This is a genomic window from Thermosynechococcus sp. FA-CM-4201 (assembly GCF_054689355.1).
Genome location: NZ_CP079920.1, coordinates 733,891 through 752,653, shown reverse-complemented (window position 1 = coordinate 752,653; position 18,763 = coordinate 733,891). Strand labels below are relative to the sequence as shown.

The window sequence follows — 18,763 nt, the reverse complement described above, 5'->3', positions numbered from 1 at the left end:
TCTCTGGTCTTTTGCGGTCATGGTGTTACCCCTTTCCCAACTGGTGCAGCAACTGAATCATAAAAAGGCTGAATTTCTCAGCTATGACACCGCCTTGGCTCAGGTGCGACAGGCCTATCAACAGGCTCTCAAGACATGGCAGCAGCAAACCATTCCCGACATCACCGCTGCCATTGATCCGCAGATCCCAGATTGGGGGGCACGTCCCATTGAACCTTGGCATCAGGGGTGGCGCATTCCCTTGGGGGTACAGTGGCCCCATCGCCAGGCGGCGCGGGACTGGGCGATGACTCAACTCATGGATGTCACCACTGTGGCGGTGGATGGCTCCCAGATTGTGCCCAGTGAGGAGCTATTTTTGCCCGTGGGTGTGGTACAGGCAGGGTGGTTTCTCAATCCCCATCGCCGCGATCGCCCCTACGCCAAGGAAATTCTGCTTGAACTGATTACACCGGCGGAACTGCGCCAAGCGGAAGAACAGTTGCGACAGCCGCAAATTTATCGCTTCCACGAACGCTATATCCACCTGCGCCGCTTTGAACTGGAACTAAAAATCCTCCGGGAGCGCATGGCTGAGGTAACCGCACCTGCATTGCTCTTGTTTGATGGCTCCTTTGTGGCCACGTTTGCCGAGTCCTATGCCGCCGAGTGGCAAGGGCGATATGTGGCAGCCCTGCGTCAGACCTTAGAGGCGAGTTTGCAGCAACGCATTCCAGTGGTCGCTTACATTGATAGCTCCCAAGCCCGGGATTTAGTCACTCTCTTGGGGCATCTGGATCATCTCGCCCCTAGCCCTCACCTCTCCGATGCCCAACTCTTGAACACTGTTTTGACCCAATGGGGCGATCGCTCCCCCTTGTTTATCTGCGATCGCGGCGGCATCCTTGAAAATTATGGTGCTTGGGCCAAGGGCATTGGCTTTTGCTACCTTAAGGCGCATCAAGGCTATCCCGTGCGTCTAGAACTCCCCTTGTGGCTCTACGAAGCCGGCCTACTGGATCAGGTGATTCGCTGGCTCTGTGGCGAACTGATTACCGGTCAAGGCTATCCCTATGCCCTTGAAGCTGCCGATCAATTGGCCGTTCTCCAAGGGAGCGATCGCCAAGCCTTCCTCAAGCAACTACAAGTCTGGGCAGAGGGCGTGGGCATGGAACTGCGCTTTAGTCGCAAATGGGTGAGTAAACAGCAGCGGCGTTAGCTTTATTGGGGCGAATTTTGCAGCGCCTTCAGTGCCTGTTCCAATTCCCTTTGCGACCTCGGCATCCAGTCTTTGCCCCGCAATCGCCGCAACATTTCTAGGGCTTCCTCACGGGTCTGACCCGTATTTTGTTGGTGCCGTTGCCAGAAGTCATCCCACCAGCCGGGGGGTTCCTGCTTGCTGCCGGTGTATTCGGTGGGGCGGCCAGTGTCGCCATCAATGACGAGGCTACCCACATAATCGGCATTGCTATAGACCTTGGCAATTTGATCGTTGATGTGGCGCATATCCTCGGCAGAGACAACCCCATTATCGGTGGCCTTGTAGAATTGCACCGTGACGCGGATGGGGAAGCGCGGATCCCGCTCGATCGGCAGGTTATCAATTTCAGTGAAGGGGCCTTCCACCTTGCCATAACTAATGACTGCCGCCTCGACATTGGAACGACCAGCGCTAGCGCTAGGTGCGGCCTCCATGAGCGCGGGTAGTGGCATCGAGAAAAGGGGCATGGCTGGTCGTGGCCGAGGGGCTTGCTTCAGGGGCACTTGGATCAACATCACCATATTCATCCCCGCCGCTTCCGCTTGGGCAGAGGTGATCTCGCCGCCGCCGGTTCTCACCCCAAAATCACTGGCGCGTTGTCCCACGAGGCTCGCCCGTTCGCCATTCTTATTGAAAAACAGTCGCTGCCCCCACGTTCGCCCGGCTTCAAAGGCATCCCGCTTGTTGTCAATAACGGTGGCACTGGTACCTTGGCGGGTGACGAGAATTGCTAAAACTGCTGGATTTTTTTCGTAGCTCTGGTAGTTAAAGAGGACGGGGTTAAAGGTGGCTTCCCCTTGGGATGGAATGGGTAGGAAACAGGCTTGGGCACTCACGAGGACGTGGCTATCGCGATCGGCCAAAAGGGAGCGACGATTCCCTGCCCACGATCGCGGGTTGTGGAGATAGTTGCGGAAGTTACCCAGAAATTCCTTGAGGTTCACCCGTTGCAGCGGCTTGCCCTTTTCATTGCCGACAAGGATAAAGAAGCGCTCAAGGGGAATATCCGCTGTGCGATCGCTAAAGTTGGGAAAGCGAATCACAGGCATCAGACTCAGTTCATACCCCTTGGTGCGTGGGTTGTACTGCTGGATTTGAATCGTCATGTCACTGATATTTGGCCCCACAGCGGAGTTGTGGTAACGACCCGTGTCTTCCCATGTAACGTCCAAAATATTCAAGCCATACCGCTGGGCCAGTTGCTGCGCCTCTGGGTTGTGGATCATGCTGCGGGTGCGCTCAATCACTTGGCGATAGCGATCGTAGTCGGCCACAGAAACGCGCGGTGGGGGTTCAGGTTTAGAGAGTGGCGTCGGGTCTGATTCAATTCCCCAATTGGGTTGACCTTGGGCAGAGGACATCAAGCTTTCTCCTAGGGAGAGCAACTTCCCCGCTAAAAGGGTACCAAGAGCCAGTAAACCAATGAGGCCAAGGGAGAGTTTGAGGGGCACAGCCATAGCAGCGTTCTGAATCCTACCCTCTAGCCTAGTCAAGCAGCCTGAAAATCCTGCCATGGTTTCACTTTTTGCAACAGGGTTTTAGGATCAAAAAGCATCCTTGCCCGCAAATTGCCTGTGTTATCCGCTGCTGAAATTCGCGATCGCGCCACCCACCTCAAATCAACGCTTCCGCCCCATGTCCGCCTGATTGCCGTGAGTAAGTTTATGCCAGCGGCCGTGATTCGGGCTGCCTACGAGGCCGGCATTCGGGATTTTGGCGAAAGTCGCGTCCAGGAAGCGGCCAGCAAACGTGCTGAATTGGCTGACCTCACGGATATTACTTGGCATCTCATTGGCCACCTCCAAACCAATAAAGTGCGGCAGGCACTGCAACTCTTTGACTGGATCCACACCGTTGACCGCTGGAAATTGGCCGAGCGCATCAATGCCATTCTCAAGGAAACCGACACCCCCAGTCCCCACTGTCTATTGCAAGTGAAGCTCCGCCCCGACCCCCAAAAACACGGCTGGGAAAGATCCGAACTGGAAGCAGCCCTGCCCCAACTCGATGCCCTCTCTCATCTGCGCTGCTGTGGCCTAATGACGATTCTGCCCTTGGGGTTGCCCCCCTCAGAACAATTGCAGGTCTTTCAGGAATTGCGGGCTTGGGGTGAGGAACTGCGTACAAAACCGTGGCGGCAGCTTCAGTGGCAGGAGTATTCCATGGGCATGACGCAGGACTATCCCCTTGCGGTGCAGGCCGGGGCAACGATGGTGCGCATTGGCACGGCTATTTTTGGCGATCGCCAAGCAGCGCTAGAAATTCACCACGACTAAGGCGCTGGGCAGCGAGTGATTCGGGAATCATCGCCAGTGGCGCAAAGAGGGGACTGCCCGGCCACCAAAGCTTGAACTCTCCCTAAAACCACGTCTTGCGCTTAAAGAGCAACACCACCCTGTTGGGGCGCACATTGGGCTGCAAGCCAACAACAAGATTTGATTGTCCAAAATTGGGATGCACTGTTTCATCCTCCACAAAAGAATCCACTAGCTCCCATCCCTGCTTACCCAGCTTTTCTACCTCACTCTCCAACTCCATCAGGGAAACTTCTTTTGCGGAAAATTTTGGGTACGCATCTGAAGATACTGTTTTTGCCCTCACATATACCGTCTTGTACTCCCACTTGCCATTCGGGAAAAGCCCCCCCAGCAGCAGCATCAAGAAGATCGCAAGGGCTGACGCCGCCGTAATGGTTTGATTATAGAACTGAAACCGCTGCCCAAATTCCGAGAGGCTTGTTTGCAGCTTTTCTTGAATAACCGCTTGCGGGGGTGGGGGGGATAGCGGTTCGGCATATTCCCATTCAGGGGTTCCCCCAGTTTTGCGCCCATAAAATTTCACGAAGTTGATCCGTCCCAAGGGCTGCCGATTTAGGATATCCACAGTTTGATCCGCTAGAGCCGTAAAGTCCACTGTTTTGTCCCTAGGGCGATTGAAAATGACCGTGAGTTGAGAGCCTGTCTGTGAAACTTCAACCGTCACTGCTTCGCTGGTGATCGCGCTTTGGATCTCTTGCTTGATGGCCTCAAGATTCATTTTCATCACTGCTAATCCCAGAGACACAATATCTTTCCCTAGGTTTTATCCATTCGAGAAAAATGCAATATGCACCGCTACGCCTTTTTTCTCTGTCCAGCCAAAGCCAAAAGCTACACTAAAAGAGCGATGCCGCAGGAGCCAAGCAACAGACTGCAAGATGACTAGACCTGCCATTCTCCAGCCCGGACAGTCCTATACCTTTCGACAATACTTTGAAATGCCCTATGAGCCAGAGGATATTCTGGCAGAATTTGGCTACACCCTTCAGCGGTCTATGCTCACGCTACCTCAATCCACTGCCCCCCTCGATCGCCTTGAGGACTTAAAAGCACGGATTGAAGAAAGCCTCCCCTACATTAGCCTGACCAGTGAAGCTGCTCGCCGTGAACTGCTCATTGCGCCTATCTTGCTCGATGTTGTGCACTATACCCATGCCCAACTGCGCATCGAGTATCCCCTCACCGTCAGTGACCAGCTTAAAGGCTCCCTCGACTACTACCTTTACGCTGTGGGCAAGCTGCTGGTGGTTGAAGCCAAAAATGCTGACCTTGCCAAAGGCTTTACGCAACTGGCCGTTGAACTGATTGCCCTCGACCAATGGACAGAGAGTCCGCAGCCCATCCTGCAAGGGGCAGTTTCCACAGGGGATATTTGGCAATTTGGCCTGCTGCATCGAGAGCAAAAACAAATTCAACAAGGCCTAACTCTGTACCGTGTGCCCGACGATCTTGAGAGTTTGATGCGGATTCTCGTTAAAATTTTGGAGCCATCTTCTGCTTAGAGCTTATCAAATATAACGTCGCTTAGGGGCACAGGGAATTGCGGTTCTGTCCTTGAGACTCAGACTATAAATGATGGCACCCGCTCAACACCAAGAATTGTCTTATCCGACAACAATCTCCATGCCGTTGCTAGCCATCCTCCTGAAGCACTAATTCTCGTACTCGATCGCCCCTATCACTTTAGTAAAATTACCACCTATCACTAGAACGGTGGTCGAGGTGCTCCTGCTGGACAAGTGATGCTCTGGAATGTGGAAACGCGGCAAGTGGTGGGCACATGGCCTGCACGACTAGAAAATCGCTACTATTGGGTCGTGCAACCCGAAATTGTGGTAGCGCCGGGGCGGTATGCAGTCTTGACCTCCAGCCCGCAAACGTGGTCTTACAATGCGACTTCCAAAAATGCTGATTTGGATTGAAGGGTACCCAATGCCTCGCTAGTGTCAAGGTTGGAGAAATTGTTTGGAAGGGGGGCGATCGCGAGTCGCAGGGCGGGGCTTCAGACCCAATTCTTTGGTAAGCTAAAGAATGCTTTCTAAAACCGTGCTAAAACCTCCTATGGCTGCATCTGTAAGCTTTGACCTCGATGCCCTGAACCAACGCTTTGAGGGGGCACATCCCCGCGAAATTCTAGCGTGGGCAGTGGCTGAAATTCCCCAAGGGCTGGTGCAGACCAGTGCCTTTAATGTCGATGACATGATGATCACGGATTTGCTCTACCGTGATCTACGCCCCAATCCGCCAGTGCCCGTTCTCTTTTTGGATACGCTGCATCACTTTCCAGAAACCCTTGAATTTGTGCAGCAGGCCAAGGAAAAATACGGTCTGGATTTGCGCACCTACAAAACCCCCGATGTGGACAGCCGTGAGGCCTTTGCTGCTCGCTATGGCGACAAGCTTTGGGAAAGCAATGTTGAGCAGTTTCACCATCTGACTAAAATTGAACCACTGCAACGGGGCTTGGCAGAACTCAATACTGTGGCTTGGATTACGGGACGGCGTCGGGATCAGGCGGTTACCCGCGCCAATATGCCCTACGTGGAACTGGACAAAGAGGGGCGTCTGAAAATTAATCCCCTTGCTGCTTGGACACGCAAACAAACGTGGGCCTACGTGATGGAGCACGGAGTGATTTACAATCCCCTCCACGATCGCGGCTATGCCAGCATTGGCGATGAACCCCTCACTACCCCTGTCGCCGAAGGGGAAGATGAACGGGCGGGTCGCTGGCGTGGCATGGGCAAAACCGAGTGCGGCATCCACATCTAAGCCCATGTACTTTCAAGACGTTATTGCCACACTGCACCAATTTTGGGCGGCTCAGGGATGCCTGATTGCCCAGCCCTACGACGTGGAAAAGGGCGCCGGTACCAAAAGCCCCCATACCTTTTTGCGTGCCCTCGGTCCTGAACCTTGGGCAGTAGCCTATGTTGAACCCTGTCGGCGACCCGGAGATGGCCGCTATGGCGAGAATCCCAACCGCTATCAGTACTACTACCAGTACCAAGTGCTGATTAAGCCCTCTCCTGACAATATCCAAGAGATCTATTTGGAGTCGCTGCGCGCCCTTGGCATTCGCCCCCAAGAGCATGACATTCGCTTTGTTGAAGATAACTGGGAGGATGCGGCCGTTGGCGCGTGGGGTGTGGGCTGGGAGGTCTGGCTCGATGGTATGGAGGTTACGCAGTTTACCTATTTCCAGCAGTGTGGTGGTCTAGATTGTCGGCCAGTGTCCATTGAGATTACCTATGGTTTGGAACGGTTGACAATGTACCTCCAAGAGGTGGACGCGATCGCCAGTATCCGCTGGAACTCTACCCTTACCTATGGCGATGTCCATCTCCAAGGGGAAATCGAGCAATCCACGTACAACTTTGAGGCCTCTAACCCGGAACGATTGTTCACCCTTTTTAGTCTCTACCAGCAGGAGGCAGAGCAGCTTCTAGAAAAGCAGTTGGTACTGCCCAGCTTGGATTATGTGCTCAAGTGTTCCCACACCTTTAACCTGCTGGATGCCCGTGGTGTGATTTCGGTGGCAGAGCGCACTCGCTACATCGGTCGCATTCGTGGACTGGCACGGCGCGTTGCCCAAGCCTATGTCCAACAACGGGAAGCCCTAGGATTTCCACTGCTGAAGGAGCCAGCGCCGATTGCCTCCTAGATCACTACTATTCAAGGAGCATCCATGGGACGGCAGTGGCATCTGTCGGTGGTCTTGGCTTTGTTTGCAGCATCGGCAACGCTGGCAGCGGATGTGCCGCGCTTTCTCAGTCCTAGAAAGTTTTGGGGGCAGTTGGTCTATCAAGTCAAACCCGTGAAGCCTGAAAAAGTGGTGGCGCTGACCTTTGATGATGGCCCTTGGGGAACCTCAACCCGCCAAGTGCTGCAAATTCTCAAGGAGGAGGATGTCAAGGCCACATTTTTTGTTCTTGGCAAGCACGCTCTCATGTACCCCGATATCATTGCTGACATTGTCAAAGCCGGTCATGCCGTTGGCAACCATAGTTGGAGTCATCCCTACAAGCGCGTTGACCCTGAAGTAGCCAAGCAAGAAATTGAAAACACCTCTGCGCTCATTGCCAAGCAAAGCCAAGCGCAAACGCGCCTTTTTCGGCCACCAGGGGGCAATTTGACCACGGGGCTAGTGGATTATGCCAAGTCGAAAAACTACGCCATCATCATGTGGTCGGTGGATACCCATGACACCCGCCCCAACACCACAGCAGCGGACATTGTTGAGCGCACCCTCAAGGAAGTGAAACCGGGTAGTATTATTTTGCTCCACGATGGCGGCGGCGATCGCGCCACTACCCGCCAAGCTCTCCCAACACTGATTCGTCGCCTGCGGCAAAAAGGTTATCGCTTTGTCACTGTGCCGGAACTACTGCAACTGGCAGTTAAAGCCCCCACGCCGAAGCCTGAACCGACACCAACACCCACGCCTCAACCGACAATCACGCCGACACCGACTCCTGAGCCAACTGCCACCCCGGAACCCAGTCCAAGCCCAGTTCCCACCCCAGAAAGCCTGCCCAGTCCTGAGCTGACGCCTACCCCTGCCGTCCCTAGTGAACCGCAATTAGAGCCACCACGCATGCCCCCTAACTAAGGCTCTAGGGGAAATTCACTAATCTGTGGCGTCGAGGTACCATTGAGGGTTTCCCCCAGTTGATGGAGGGGTTCGTAGACCGGTTCTAAACTGGCTTGGGTGTGGGCGATCGCCCGCAGGAGTTCGGCCGTGAGATATTCCAAGGGATGGGGAGGGGGCGGTTGGCGGCGCCGATACTTGGGGGTGGGCACAAACTCACTGGCCACGGCTTGAAGTTGGTAGGCCAATGCTTTCACCTTGGCAAGGTAGGTCAGGGTTTCCTCAAGGTGCTGGGTAATTTGCTGGTGCTGAACTTGCAGTTGTTGCCACTGTTCGGGAGCGATCGCACCCGCTGCTGGTTTGAGATCGAGGGGAGTCAAATCCTGAAACAGTGCTTCTAAGTCTGGGGTTTCACTACTCACGAGTCCCTCCAACAAGGCCGCATCAAATAACTCCCCGAGCACTTCGGGAGAGACGGCTGCCCACTCACTGGGGGAAGAAAATGCAGGGTCAGGCGCTGTCATGGGCATTTACCAAGTCGCGTTGGGCGGGATTGCAGTGCATCAAAAGGGGGCAGTTGCCCTAACTTTGTTAACCTTATAACGGTTTTGTTTGGTGATCGCGGTTGTGACCTCCTCTTCTTTACCCATTGTTTTGGGTGTAACGGGTGCGTCTGGTCTGATTTACGCAGTGCGTGCCATTAAATTTCTATTACAAGCGGACTATCCTATTCAATTAGTGGCATCAAAGGCCGTGCATCAGGTGTGGCAGGCAGAATATGGCCTCACCTTGCCGATTCAGCCCGATAAGCAGGAACTGTTTTGGCGCGAACAGGCGCAAGTCTGGGAAGGTTCGCTCACCTGTCATCGGCCAACGGATGTGGCAGCCGCGATCGCCAGCGGTTCCTTTCGCACCTTGGGCATGGTGATTCTCCCCTGTAGTATGAGTACGGTCGCTAAGTTGGCGGCAGGCCTGAGTTCAGATCTCCTAGAGCGGGTGGCGGATGTCCACCTCAAAGAGCACCGTCCATTGGTGCTGGTGCCCCGCGAAACGCCTTTTAGTCTCATTCACCTGCAAAACCTGACCCAATTGGCAATGGCGGGGGCGCGAATTGTACCCGCTATCCCGGCGTGGTATCACCGACCGCAGACCATTGAGGACTTAGTGGATTTTGTGATCGCCCGTGCCCTTGATCAGTTAGGGTTGGATTGTGTGCCTCTGCGACGTTGGCAAGGACCCCTTTCCTAATGCGCGCTTGGATTTATCTGGGGGCGATCGCCCTGCTTACGACACTAGTCGTCCAAAATTGGCAACCGGTGGTCTCCCTGCGCTTTTTGGGACAGCAAACCCCAGCGCTGCCCCTTGCTGCTTGGATTGTGGTGGCAGCCCTCTCAGGAATCGTGGCAGGGCAGTGTTTACTTTGGCTATCCGCAGAAGCACCAGCGCCAGTAGCGCGGCCAACCCCGCGATCGCAACCCCGTCAAGCAGCACCCCCTGAACCTGAACTAGATGCCTCGATGCGTCCGCCAGAGGATGAACCCGAGATCGATACCAGCGATGTGGAGGATTGGTTTAGCGAGCCAGAGCCAGCCCCCCGCGAACCTGAGATTCAAGACCGCCCCCGCACCACCTATTCGTATCAATATCGCCCTTCCCGCAAAGCCACCGCCAAAGCCCCACCGCCCCCCGATCAGGTTGTGGATGCTGAATACCGCATTCTGACGCCGCCGCCCCCCAAGGACGCTCCCCCAGAGGATGAAGAAGACTGGGATATTCCCCTATGATCAAAGGCGTTGCCATCGGAGGGACGTGCTGTGAAGGTTGCAGTGGTTGGTGCCACAGGTCGCACAGGTCATCGCATTGTGAGTGCCCTACAAGCGTCTGAGCATCAGGCGATCGCTGTTGTGCGCAATCCCGCCAAAGCCCAAGGGCGCTGGCCAACGGTAGAGATTCGCACTGCTGATGTGACCCAGCCCCAGACGCTGCCCCCAGCGCTGCAAGAGTGTGATGCTGTGATTTGTGCCACGGGAGCCAGCCCCAGCCTCAACCCCTTAGAACCGCTCAGCGTGGACTATCTCGGCACCAAGCATCTGGTGGATGCCGCCAAGGCTGCCCATGTGCAGCAGTTTATTCTTGTCTCGTCGCTGTGTGTCTCGCAATTTTTCCATCCCCTGAATCTTTTTTGGCTGATTTTGTATTGGAAGCAGCAGGCAGAACGTTATCTCCAAGAAAGCGGTCTAACTTACACGATTGTGCGGCCGGGGGGTCTGAAGGAAACCGATGACGGTGGCTTTCCGATCATTGCCCCAGCAGATACCCTCTTTGAGGGAAGTATCGCGCGATCGCGGGTGGCGGAAATCTGTGTGGCAGCCTTGGGCGAGCCGAGTGCCTACAACAAAATTTTTGAGGTGGTAAGCTGTCCCGATCAGACGCCTGTGGCCTATCCAGAGTTATTCCGCTCAGTTGCGGCGGTGTGAGGAGTAGTTGGTGCGTTTTTCCCGTTGGTTGCTGGCGATCGCTCTGCTGGTGGGCATGGGCTATTTCTTTTTTGGGTCGCGTTCAAGTGCCCTCTGGTGGTACTGGTACCGCTGGCAGCCGGGTCAAATTGCCCCCTTAGTGATGCAGGGGGGTGATCCCTATGTGCGGGCACTGATGCGCACCATTTCTGCCAGTGAGGCCAATGACGCTAATCCCTACACACTGCTCTATGGGGGTGAGCACATTCAAGACCTCAGCCAGCATCCCGATCGCTGTATTCCCATTCGCCGAGGCCCCAATCAGCACCTATGTACCACCGCCGCAGGCCGCTATCAATTTCTCACCACCACTTGGGCAGAAAAAGCCGCCCGCTATCATCCCCAACCGCCGAGCTGGTTTTGGCAGGACTATAGCTTTGCCCCAGAGTATCAAGATCAAGTGGTCTATCGCTGGCTCACAGATCCTGCCGCTTGGAATGCCGATATTCCCCAACTGTTGCGAGAAGGTCGAGTACAGGAAGTTTTTGCCCTACTGTCGGATACATGGACCAGTCTGGGCTATGGCATTGAAAGCAACCTGATCACACCCCACCTCGAAGAGATTTACCAGCAACTATTGGCTCAAGAATTAGCTGCCTCACAAACTGCACAGTCTCCAGCGGGGAGGAATACGTTACGCTAGTCAATTTTCTCTGCCGACGGATCTATTCATGTGCCCCAATTTCTGATTCTTGCGTAGAATCCCTCGGAGTCGCTCTAGGAGAGAGTTTGAGTATTTTCGATGGTTTCGTAGAAAATAATTTGACACCCCTCGCAGGGGATACCTCGGAACAGGGGGTTGCAATCCGCTCAGGGAGAGGCTATATTGAAGATGCTATTGCTTTCCTTCGGGGAAGTCGATTAAATGGAAACTGGGTGGCACTCGTCACGTTCGTGCTCGCCGTCGGCTACTTGCTTTCCTTCGGGGAAGTAGATTAGATGTGGACTTGAAACTTTTAAGTTTGTTCAGAAGTCTGGTGGAGTAGTATTGCGTCTCAGGGTTAAGGGCGCGATCGCCAAAGTAAAATTTCACAAGTTTTTGTAGTCAATGATTTTAGTGCGAGGGTGGCAGATTCTTGAAGATCCCTATGGGAGGAAGAACGCAGACCCTTCAAGGGAGGCTAGAATATACGCTCTCATCTCTTTTTGCAGTTTTTGCTTTAGGCGGCGCGCCCAGCAGAGTGCTCAATGAGCCGCTCCCCGTGAATCCTGCAATCAGCAGCAGCACTTGCTTTCCGTTGCAGAAGTAGATTAAATGGAAACAAAAGAAATATATTTTGAATGGAAAATAAATGATGACACCACAACCGATCAGTTTGGTGAGTAGAAAAATCAAGGAGATTATTTTTGTGGTTGAGGAGGATGCTGAGGGTGGCTATATTGCTCAGGCGTTGGGTGAGTCCATTTTTACTCAGGCAGATGATTTAGACTCCCTGCGAGGAATGATCAAAGATGCTCTAGAGTGCCATTTCGCCAATCCAGAAGAACGCCCCCAACTCGTTCGTTTGCATATTGTCCGAGATGAGTTTTTTACTCTATGAAGCTACCTCGAGACATCACAGGTACAGAATTAGCAAGCACTCTCAAGCAATTAGGATATGAAATAGTCAGACAAACAGGCAGTCATATCCGCTTGACAACTCAGCAAGGAGGAGAGCATCACCAGATTTATGTCTGGAAGCCCCGTTACTTTAGTACGGGGAGGAAAGACAGACACGACTTTAGTCGTTGCCACAGACAATATAATCTAATGATAGACTGTTATCCATGGAACAGACCCTAACAGTCGTTTGCAAGCTTCGACCGACTCCTGAACAGTCTCTCGAAATCGAGAGATTCTTGAAAGCGTTTGCAGAGGCTTGCAACTTTGCCAACACAACCGTTCAGCCGACCGTAACGAATAAGATAACCATTCAAAACACGGTTTATCAGGAACTTCGTTCTCGGTTTGGGTTAAGCGCTAATCAAGCGGTTCGGGTTTGTGCCAGAGTCGGAGCCAACCGCAAGACCGCCAAGCTGAAAGGGAAAGCGGTTAAAGAATTCAAGCCAACTTCAGCAGATTTTGATGCTCGCATCTTTACCTTCAAGGAAAAAGATGGGTCGGTGAGCCTGACGCTGTTGGAGAGTCGAGAGACCATTCAGCTCGATATGGGTGATTATCAAAAGAACAGGTTGAGAGGGCGAAAGCCAACATCGGCTCAGTTGTGCAAACATCGGGATGGCTCCTACTATATCCACATCCAAATAACCGAAGAGGTTCCTGCACCCTCTGAACCGAGCACCGTCATTGGCGTGGACTTGGGGCGACGGGAGATTGCTAAAACCAGTAGAGGTGGAGGTTGGGATGGGAATCAGTTAAACGAACGTCGAGATAAATTTCATCGAGTGAGAGCGTCGATTCAAAAACGAGCCTCGCAGGGCACGAGAAGTTCGCGGCGGTCTTGCCGAAAACTCTTGAAACGGCTGGCGGGTAAAGAACAACGCTTTCAACAGTGGCTCAACCATTCGATCAGTGCGGCAATTGTCCGTGAAGCGAAAGCACTCAATGCGGTGATCGCGATAGAGGACTTGACGGGAATTCGCGAGCGCCTGAATCAGCAACCCCGAAGCAAAACCGAACGCAGACGCTCCAATAGCTGGTCGTTCTATCAGTTGCGGCAGTTTATTGAGTACAAATGTCTGCGAGAAGGCGTGAAGTGGGTGACGGTCAATCCAGCGTATACCAGCCAAACTTGCCATCGATGCCTGCATATTCATCCTGATCCTTGTCGGTCCTATCGAAATGGCAAACAGTTTGCTTGTGGTCATTGTGGCTGGGTTGGTGATGCTGATCTGAATGGTGCCTCTGTGATTGCCTTATTGGGCGAGTCCGTAACGCTCGCTGGAAGTTCAGGCTATTTGGCTTGTCCAATGGCCTAGGGCTACTGAAAGCCCCCGACTTTAGTCGGTGGGAAGTTTACATCGCTGCTCACAAACACTCGATCTACCATCGCGAAGAGCTAGAAAAAAGTGAGTATTGCGGATGTTTCTTTTGTCTTCGGGTTTTTGACCCCTCTGATATCGAGGAATGGCTTGATGGCGGCGAAACAGCCCGCTGTCCCTTCTGCGGTATTGATTCTGTGATCGGTTCTGCGTCGGGCTATCCCGTTGACGACGACGATTTCCTAACAGCCATGCGTCGACACTGGTTTTGGTAGGAAGAACAAAGAAATACTGTCATTAAAAAGAGGCTCACTAGTCAATTTCTTTGAGGGGGTGTTTTCTGCACCCCTATTTTTTTGGCAAGCAAGTTCAAGGCCGAGCTGTCAGTCTCATCCTTGGGAAAAGGGCTGTACCTCTCCCGGACAGATTAAAATCAGAAGAACCCTCTGGTGCAAATTGGCTGGCCTTGGTGGATGTCTATGTCGTTTCTTGAGTATCTCCATGCAGAACCCCGGCGCGTCATTGTCTTTGATGGCGCAATGGGCACGAATCTTCAGGCACAAAACCTGACGGCAGAGGATTTTGGTGGTAAGGAGTACGAAGGCTGCAATGAATATCTGGTGATCAGCAAGCCAGAGGCGGTGGCCAAGGTGCATCGCGATTTTTTGGCAGCGGGGGCGGATGTCATTGAAACGGACACTTTTGGCTCATCCTCGATTGTTCTCAGCGAATACAATTTGGGCGATCGCGCCTACGAAATCAGCAAGAAAGCTGCCGAACTGGCCAAATCCGTGGCCGCTGAATTTAGCACCCCCGAAAAACCCCGCTTTGTCGCTGGCTCGATGGGTCCCGGCACCAAACTCCCCACCCTTGGCCACATTGACTACGACACCCTCTACACCGCCTTTCGCGAACAAGCCGCTGGTCTCTTTGATGGCGGGGTTGACCTATTTATTATTGAAACCTGCCAAGACGTGCTGCAAATCAAAGCAGCCCTCAATGGGGTCATGGCCGTTTTTCAAGAGCGCGGAGAACGCCGCCCCCTCATGGTCTCGGTGACGATGGAGCAGCAGGGCACGATGCTGGTTGGCTCGGAAATTGGCGCTGCCCTGACGATTCTGGAACCCTATCCCATTGATATTTTGGGACTCAACTGCGCCACGGGGCCTGACCTAATGACGGAGCATATCCGCTACCTCTCGCAGCACTCCCCCTTTGTCATCTCCTGCATTCCCAATGCTGGCTTGCCCGAAAATATCGGTGGCCACGCCCACTATAAATTGACGCCGATGGAATTGCGGCTGACCCTCACTCGCTTTGTCGAGGACTTTGGGGTGCAAGTGATTGGCGGCTGTTGTGGTACTCGCCCGGATCATATTGCCGCTCTGGCGGAGATCGCAGCAACCTTGACCCCCAAGGCGCGATCGCCCCAACGGATTCCTGCTGCCGCCTCGATCTACAGTCCGCAGCCCTATGACCAAGAGAATTCCTTCCTGATTATTGGTGAGCGACTCAATGCCAGTGGCTCGAAAAAATGCCGCGATCTCCTCAACGCCGAAGACTGGGATGGCCTCGTTGCCCTTGCCCGTGCCCAAGTGCGTGAAGGTGCCCACATTCTTGATGTCAATGTGGACTATGTGGGGCGCGATGGGGTGCGCGATATGCACGAGTTGGTGTCGCGATTGGTCACCAATGTCACCCTGCCCCTGATGCTTGACTCCACTGAATGGCAAAAGATGGAAGCAGGTCTCAAGGTAGCCGGCGGGAAATGCCTGCTCAACTCCACCAACTTTGAGGATGGTGAACCCCGCTTTTATAAGGTCTTGGAACTGGCAAAAACCTACGGCGCTGGCGTTGTCGTCGGCACCATTGATGAAGAGGGGATGGCACGAACCGCTGAAAAAAAGTTTGCCATTGCTGAACGAGCCTACAGGGCTGCCCTTGACTACGGTATTCCCCCCTACGAGATTTTCTTTGACCCCTTGGCACTGCCCATTTCCACAGGGATTGAGGAGGATCGGGTCAACGGACGTGAAACCATTGCTGCTATTCGCCGTATCCGTGCTGAACTCCCCGGCTGTCATATCCTGCTGGGGGTCTCCAATATCTCCTTTGGCTTGAATCCAGCGGCGCGGCAAGTCCTCAACTCCATGTTTCTCCATGAGGCGATGCAAGCGGGCATGGATGCTGCCATTGTCAGTGCTGCCAAGATTCTGCCCTTGGCCAAGATTGAGCCAGAGCACCAAGAAGTGTGCCGTGATCTCATCTACGATCGGCGGCGTTTTGAGGGGGAAGTGTGTGTTTATGACCCCCTTGCCGAACTGACCCGCCTCTTTGAGGGCAAAACCACCAAACAGGATCGCTCACAGGTGGAGAACCTGCCCATTGAGGAGCGGCTAAAGCGCCACATTATTGATGGCGATCGCCTTGGCCTCGAGGACACCCTTGCCAAAGCCCTTGAAACCTATGCCCCCCTTGAAATTATCAATACATTCCTGCTCGAGGGCATGAAGGTGGTGGGGGAACTCTTTGGCTCTGGGCAGATGCAACTGCCCTTTGTTTTGCAGTCAGCAGAAACGATGAAGGCTGCCGTCGCCTACCTTGAACCCTTTATGGAGAAATCCGTCACGGGGGACACTGCCAAGGGCACTGTTGTTATTGCCACGGTGAAGGGGGATGTCCATGATATTGGCAAAAACTTGGTGGATATTATCCTCACCAACAACGGCTATCGGGTGATTAACTTGGGGATTAAGCAACCCGTTGAAAATATCATCCAAGCCTACGAAGAGCATCAGGCAGACTGCATTGCCATGAGCGGCCTCTTGGTGAAATCCACCGCCTTCATGAAGGAAAATCTCGAGGTTTTTAATGAGCGGGGCATTACCGTTCCCGTGATTTTGGGAGGAGCTGCCCTGACACCCAAGTTTGTCCATGAGGATTGCCAGTCCACCTACCACGGTCAAGTGATCTACGGCAAGGATGCCTTTGCCGATTTGCATTTTATGGATCGGCTGATGAGTGCAAAGGCCGCAGGTCAGTGGGACGATCGCCAAGGATTTTTGGATGGTACAACGGTCGCCACCCCAGAGGCAGAGAGCACACCCGCGATCGCCCCCGAACCCCCCTCGATTTCTGAACCCGAAACGCCAGAAGTAGTAGATACCCGCCGCTCTGAAGCCGTTGCGGTGGATATTCCTCGCCCGACGCCCCCCTTCTGGGGCATTTGTCACCTCAAGGCGGATCAGATTCCCCTTTCTGAGGTTTTTGGCTATCTGGATCTCCAAGCCCTGATTGCGGGTCAGTGGCAGTTTCGCAAACCTAAGGATCAAGACCGTGCCACCTACGACGCCTTCCTTGCCGAGAAGGTCTATCCCATCCTTGAGGAGTGGAAACAGCGCATCCTTGCGGAAAACCTACTCCATCCTGAACTGATTTATGGTTACTTCCCCTGCCAAAGTGAGGGCAACACGGTCTATATCTATGATCCCGAGCGGGTAGGGGATAAAGATGCCTGCGTCCCTGAACGGGCGATCGCCCAGTTTACCTTCCCCCGCCAAAAGAGTGGCCGCCGCCTCTGTATTGCTGACTTTTTTGCCCCTGTGGAATCAGGCATCATAGATGTCTTTCCCATGCAGGCTGTTACTGTGGGTGAAATTGCTACCCAAGTGGCGCAGGAGCTATTTGCGGCCAATCAATACAGTGACTACCTCTACTTCCACGGCATGGCGGTGCAAACGGCTGAAGCCCTCGCAGAGTGGTGTCATGCCCGCATTCGCCGCGAATTGGGCTGCACTCCCGATCCAGCGTCGATTCGCGATATTCTCGCCCAGCGCTACCAAGGCTCCCGCTATAGCTTTGGCTATCCTGCCTGCCCGAATATGCAGGATCAATATACGCAACTGCGACTCCTCCAGAGCGATCGCATGGGGATGTACATGGACGAGAGCGAACAACTCTACCCTGAGCAATCCACCACGGCGATCATCTGCTACCATCCCACCGCCAAGTACTTTAGTGTCTGAGCCTCAGCTTTCTTCGTGCTAAAACTAATCATTAAAGGGTGCCCTAATCCTCTAGGGCAACAGGTTCACTGGGATCAGTGTACTCGATGGGTACCCCCCGTAGAGGATAGGGATTTTCTGAGATTGCTTGGCCAAGCTGTTGCCCCAAGGCCACGATGTCCTTGTAGCGTGCCAAGGTCTGCCACCAATCCGCAGGCACATCCCCAAGGCCACAAGCAAGGGCAGCTATGCCGCCTGTCACTGTTGCGGTTGTATCGGTATCGCCCCCCAAGTTGACCGCCTTCAGCACCGCCTCCAAGTAGGATTGACTGTTCAAGAGACACCACAGTGAGGCCTCAAGGGTATGCACGACATAGCCCCCCGATTCAATGGCGCCTCGATCGAGGTGGGGTAGCTTGCCGCTGAGGATGCGTTGAAAGTGCGACAGTTCGGCAGCAAAGGGGTCACGGTTGTAGGTGGTATTTGCCCAGTCAATCGTTGCCTCGTAGGCACGCATGGGGGTCATTCCCTGCTGAAGCTGGATGGCAAAGAAAACATAGACTCCACAGGCCAGTTGCGATCGCGGGTGCGCGTGGGTGATGCCACACACCTGATGCACTTCCTCTAGCAGCCGCTGCTGATCGCGATGCCGCCAATAGTGAAAAGCAAGGGGGAGCGTGCGCATCAAACCGCCATTGCCATTGCTGTATTCGTCAGTCCCGCCCGAGGTGAGGGGGGAATTCCCTGCTTCTAACTTCATCAAGGCGCGACGGGTGGCAATACCGACATCAAAGACGGCGCCATGGGGAGTCCAGAGATTTTCGGCGTACCATGCCAGAAACTTAGCGGCAATCTGCTCTAGGTCAAATCCCCCACAGAGAGCATCCGCAAGGCACAGCATCAGCGAACTATCATCCGACCATGTTCCCGGCGGCTGGTAATAGGTACCGTAGCTGCGCATATCCACCACCGGGTCGCGATCGCGCTCCCAGCGAGTGCTAAATTCCACAGGTACACCAAGGGCATCCCCTAAACAGGCACCCAACAATCCATTGACGACGTATTCAGTATTCATAGGGGGCGATCGGGAGTCTCTAAACTTCTCAAAAATCCTTACTATTATTTTATTTCCATCAAACTAATAATGGTCTTAATTAGAGCAGTGAAGTCTC

Annotated in this window: 19 protein-coding genes; 15 read left to right on the top strand and 4 right to left on the bottom strand. The window is 53.8% G+C overall.

The window, feature by feature from the left end; translation table 11 throughout:
- The first annotated feature begins 19 nt into the window (after positions 1 to 19).
- On the top strand, positions 20 to 1,198 hold the full coding sequence (locus KV190_RS03645) for a DNA double-strand break repair nuclease NurA (RefSeq protein WP_460194642.1): 1,179 nt from the start codon (positions 20 to 22) through the stop codon (positions 1,196 to 1,198).
- A 2-nt stretch (positions 1,199 to 1,200) separates the two neighbouring features.
- On the opposite strand, the gene KV190_RS03640 is transcribed toward KV190_RS03645, so the two are convergent.
- The gene (locus KV190_RS03640; RefSeq protein ID WP_460194641.1) at positions 1,201 to 2,697 is read right to left on the bottom strand and encodes a hypothetical protein; all 1,497 of its coding nucleotides are present in this window, start codon (positions 2,695 to 2,697) and stop codon (positions 1,201 to 1,203) included.
- A 117-nt stretch (positions 2,698 to 2,814) separates the two neighbouring features.
- Between KV190_RS03640 and KV190_RS03635 the strand changes: the two genes are divergently transcribed.
- Positions 2,815 to 3,516, top strand: coding sequence for a YggS family pyridoxal phosphate-dependent enzyme (locus KV190_RS03635; protein WP_460195210.1), 702 nt, complete (start codon positions 2,815 to 2,817; stop codon positions 3,514 to 3,516).
- Between the two features lie 82 nt (positions 3,517 to 3,598).
- On the opposite strand, the gene KV190_RS03630 is transcribed toward KV190_RS03635, so the two are convergent.
- Positions 3,599 to 4,303, bottom strand: a complete 705-nt coding sequence (locus tag KV190_RS03630; protein WP_460194640.1) for a DUF4177 domain-containing protein — start codon at positions 4,301 to 4,303, stop codon at positions 3,599 to 3,601.
- Between the two features lie 133 nt (positions 4,304 to 4,436).
- Here KV190_RS03630 and KV190_RS03625 point away from each other — a divergent pair, with 133 nt between their 5' ends.
- From KV190_RS03625 to KV190_RS03605, 5 genes are all read left to right on the top strand, one after another.
- A complete protein-coding gene (locus KV190_RS03625; protein ID WP_460194639.1) occupies positions 4,437 to 5,060 on the top strand; it encodes a hypothetical protein in 624 nt (207 codons plus the stop codon).
- Positions 5,061 to 5,297: 237 nt separating this feature from the next.
- Positions 5,298 to 5,480, top strand: a complete 183-nt coding sequence (locus KV190_RS03620) for a hypothetical protein (RefSeq protein WP_460194638.1) — start codon at positions 5,298 to 5,300, stop codon at positions 5,478 to 5,480.
- Positions 5,481 to 5,619: 139 nt separating this feature from the next.
- Entirely contained in the window at positions 5,620 to 6,330 is a 711-nt protein-coding gene (gene cysH, locus KV190_RS03615) for a phosphoadenosine phosphosulfate reductase (protein ID WP_460194637.1), read from the top strand.
- A 4-nt stretch (positions 6,331 to 6,334) separates the two neighbouring features.
- Positions 6,335 to 7,222, top strand: coding sequence for a glycine--tRNA ligase subunit alpha (glyQ, locus tag KV190_RS03610; RefSeq protein WP_460195209.1), 888 nt, complete (start codon positions 6,335 to 6,337; stop codon positions 7,220 to 7,222).
- Between the two features lie 24 nt (positions 7,223 to 7,246).
- Complete coding sequence (locus KV190_RS03605) at positions 7,247 to 8,170, top strand: polysaccharide deacetylase family protein (RefSeq protein ID WP_460194636.1); 924 nt, start codon at positions 7,247 to 7,249, stop codon at positions 8,168 to 8,170.
- Here the strand turns inward: KV190_RS03605 and KV190_RS03600 are convergent.
- Complete coding sequence (locus KV190_RS03600; protein WP_460194635.1) at positions 8,167 to 8,673, bottom strand: hypothetical protein; 507 nt, start codon at positions 8,671 to 8,673, stop codon at positions 8,167 to 8,169. The genes KV190_RS03605 and KV190_RS03600 overlap by 4 nt on opposite strands.
- Before the next feature lie 103 nt (positions 8,674 to 8,776).
- Between KV190_RS03600 and KV190_RS03595 the strand changes: the two genes are divergently transcribed.
- The 8 genes from KV190_RS03595 to metH all read left to right on the top strand — a co-directional run bounded on the left by KV190_RS03595 (position 8,777) and on the right by metH (position 17,612).
- Entirely contained in the window at positions 8,777 to 9,397 is a 621-nt protein-coding gene (locus tag KV190_RS03595) for a flavin prenyltransferase UbiX (RefSeq protein ID WP_460194634.1), read from the top strand.
- The gene (locus tag KV190_RS03590; protein WP_460194633.1) at positions 9,397 to 9,933 is read left to right on the top strand and encodes a hypothetical protein; all 537 of its coding nucleotides are present in this window, start codon (positions 9,397 to 9,399) and stop codon (positions 9,931 to 9,933) included. The genes KV190_RS03595 and KV190_RS03590 overlap by 1 nt, the downstream gene beginning before the upstream one ends.
- A gap of 30 nt (positions 9,934 to 9,963) precedes the next feature.
- Positions 9,964 to 10,626: an SDR family oxidoreductase gene (locus KV190_RS03585; protein WP_460194632.1), complete on the top strand. Its 663-nt coding sequence runs from the start codon at positions 9,964 to 9,966 to the stop codon at positions 10,624 to 10,626.
- A 55-nt stretch (positions 10,627 to 10,681) separates the two neighbouring features.
- On the top strand, positions 10,682 to 11,308 hold the full coding sequence (locus tag KV190_RS03580; RefSeq protein ID WP_460195208.1) for a glycoside hydrolase family 24 protein: 627 nt from the start codon (positions 10,682 to 10,684) through the stop codon (positions 11,306 to 11,308).
- A 649-nt stretch (positions 11,309 to 11,957) separates the two neighbouring features.
- The gene (locus KV190_RS03575) at positions 11,958 to 12,206 is read left to right on the top strand and encodes a 2-oxoisovalerate dehydrogenase (RefSeq protein ID WP_460194631.1); all 249 of its coding nucleotides are present in this window, start codon (positions 11,958 to 11,960) and stop codon (positions 12,204 to 12,206) included.
- Positions 12,203 to 12,448 (top strand): type II toxin-antitoxin system HicA family toxin, encoded by a 246-nt coding sequence (locus tag KV190_RS03570; RefSeq protein ID WP_460194630.1) that lies wholly within the window; start codon positions 12,203 to 12,205, stop codon positions 12,446 to 12,448. Before KV190_RS03575 ends, KV190_RS03570 begins: the two co-directional genes overlap by 4 nt.
- Before the next feature lie 56 nt (positions 12,449 to 12,504).
- A complete protein-coding gene (locus KV190_RS03565; RefSeq protein WP_460194629.1) occupies positions 12,505 to 13,584 on the top strand; it encodes an RNA-guided endonuclease InsQ/TnpB family protein in 1,080 nt (359 codons plus the stop codon).
- A 476-nt stretch (positions 13,585 to 14,060) separates the two neighbouring features.
- Positions 14,061 to 17,612: a methionine synthase gene (gene metH / locus KV190_RS03560; protein ID WP_460194628.1), complete on the top strand. Its 3,552-nt coding sequence runs from the start codon at positions 14,061 to 14,063 to the stop codon at positions 17,610 to 17,612.
- Between the two features lie 43 nt (positions 17,613 to 17,655).
- On the opposite strand, the gene KV190_RS03555 is transcribed toward metH, so the two are convergent.
- Entirely contained in the window at positions 17,656 to 18,666 is a 1,011-nt protein-coding gene (locus KV190_RS03555) for an ADP-ribosylglycohydrolase family protein (RefSeq protein WP_460194627.1), read from the bottom strand.
- Positions 18,667 to 18,763: the final 97 nt, after the last annotated feature.

What these genes read in the sequence shown, in the direction of transcription:
- KV190_RS03645 (WP_460194642.1), top strand. Translation starts at nt 20, where the DNA reads ATGGTGTTACCCCTTTCCCAACTGGTGCAGCAACTGAATCATAAAAAG.
- KV190_RS03640 (WP_460194641.1), bottom strand. Translation starts at nt 2,697, where the DNA reads ATGGCTGTGCCCCTCAAACTCTCCCTTGGCCTCATTGGTTTACTGGCT.
- KV190_RS03625 (WP_460194639.1), top strand. Translation starts at nt 4,437, where the DNA reads ATGACTAGACCTGCCATTCTCCAGCCCGGACAGTCCTATACCTTTCGA.
- cysH (WP_460194637.1), top strand. Translation starts at nt 5,620, where the DNA reads ATGGCTGCATCTGTAAGCTTTGACCTCGATGCCCTGAACCAACGCTTT.
- glyQ (WP_460195209.1), top strand. Translation starts at nt 6,335, where the DNA reads ATGTACTTTCAAGACGTTATTGCCACACTGCACCAATTTTGGGCGGCT.
- KV190_RS03605 (WP_460194636.1), top strand. Translation starts at nt 7,247, where the DNA reads ATGGGACGGCAGTGGCATCTGTCGGTGGTCTTGGCTTTGTTTGCAGCA.
- KV190_RS03600 (WP_460194635.1), bottom strand. Translation starts at nt 8,673, where the DNA reads ATGACAGCGCCTGACCCTGCATTTTCTTCCCCCAGTGAGTGGGCAGCC.
- KV190_RS03590 (WP_460194633.1), top strand. Translation starts at nt 9,397, where the DNA reads ATGCGCGCTTGGATTTATCTGGGGGCGATCGCCCTGCTTACGACACTA.
- KV190_RS03580 (WP_460195208.1), top strand. Translation starts at nt 10,682, where the DNA reads ATGGGCTATTTCTTTTTTGGGTCGCGTTCAAGTGCCCTCTGGTGGTAC.
- KV190_RS03575 (WP_460194631.1), top strand. Translation starts at nt 11,958, where the DNA reads ATGATGACACCACAACCGATCAGTTTGGTGAGTAGAAAAATCAAGGAG.
- KV190_RS03570 (WP_460194630.1), top strand. Translation starts at nt 12,203, where the DNA reads ATGAAGCTACCTCGAGACATCACAGGTACAGAATTAGCAAGCACTCTC.
- metH (WP_460194628.1), top strand. Translation starts at nt 14,061, where the DNA reads ATGTCTATGTCGTTTCTTGAGTATCTCCATGCAGAACCCCGGCGCGTC.
- KV190_RS03555 (WP_460194627.1), bottom strand. Translation starts at nt 18,666, where the DNA reads ATGAATACTGAATACGTCGTCAATGGATTGTTGGGTGCCTGTTTAGGG.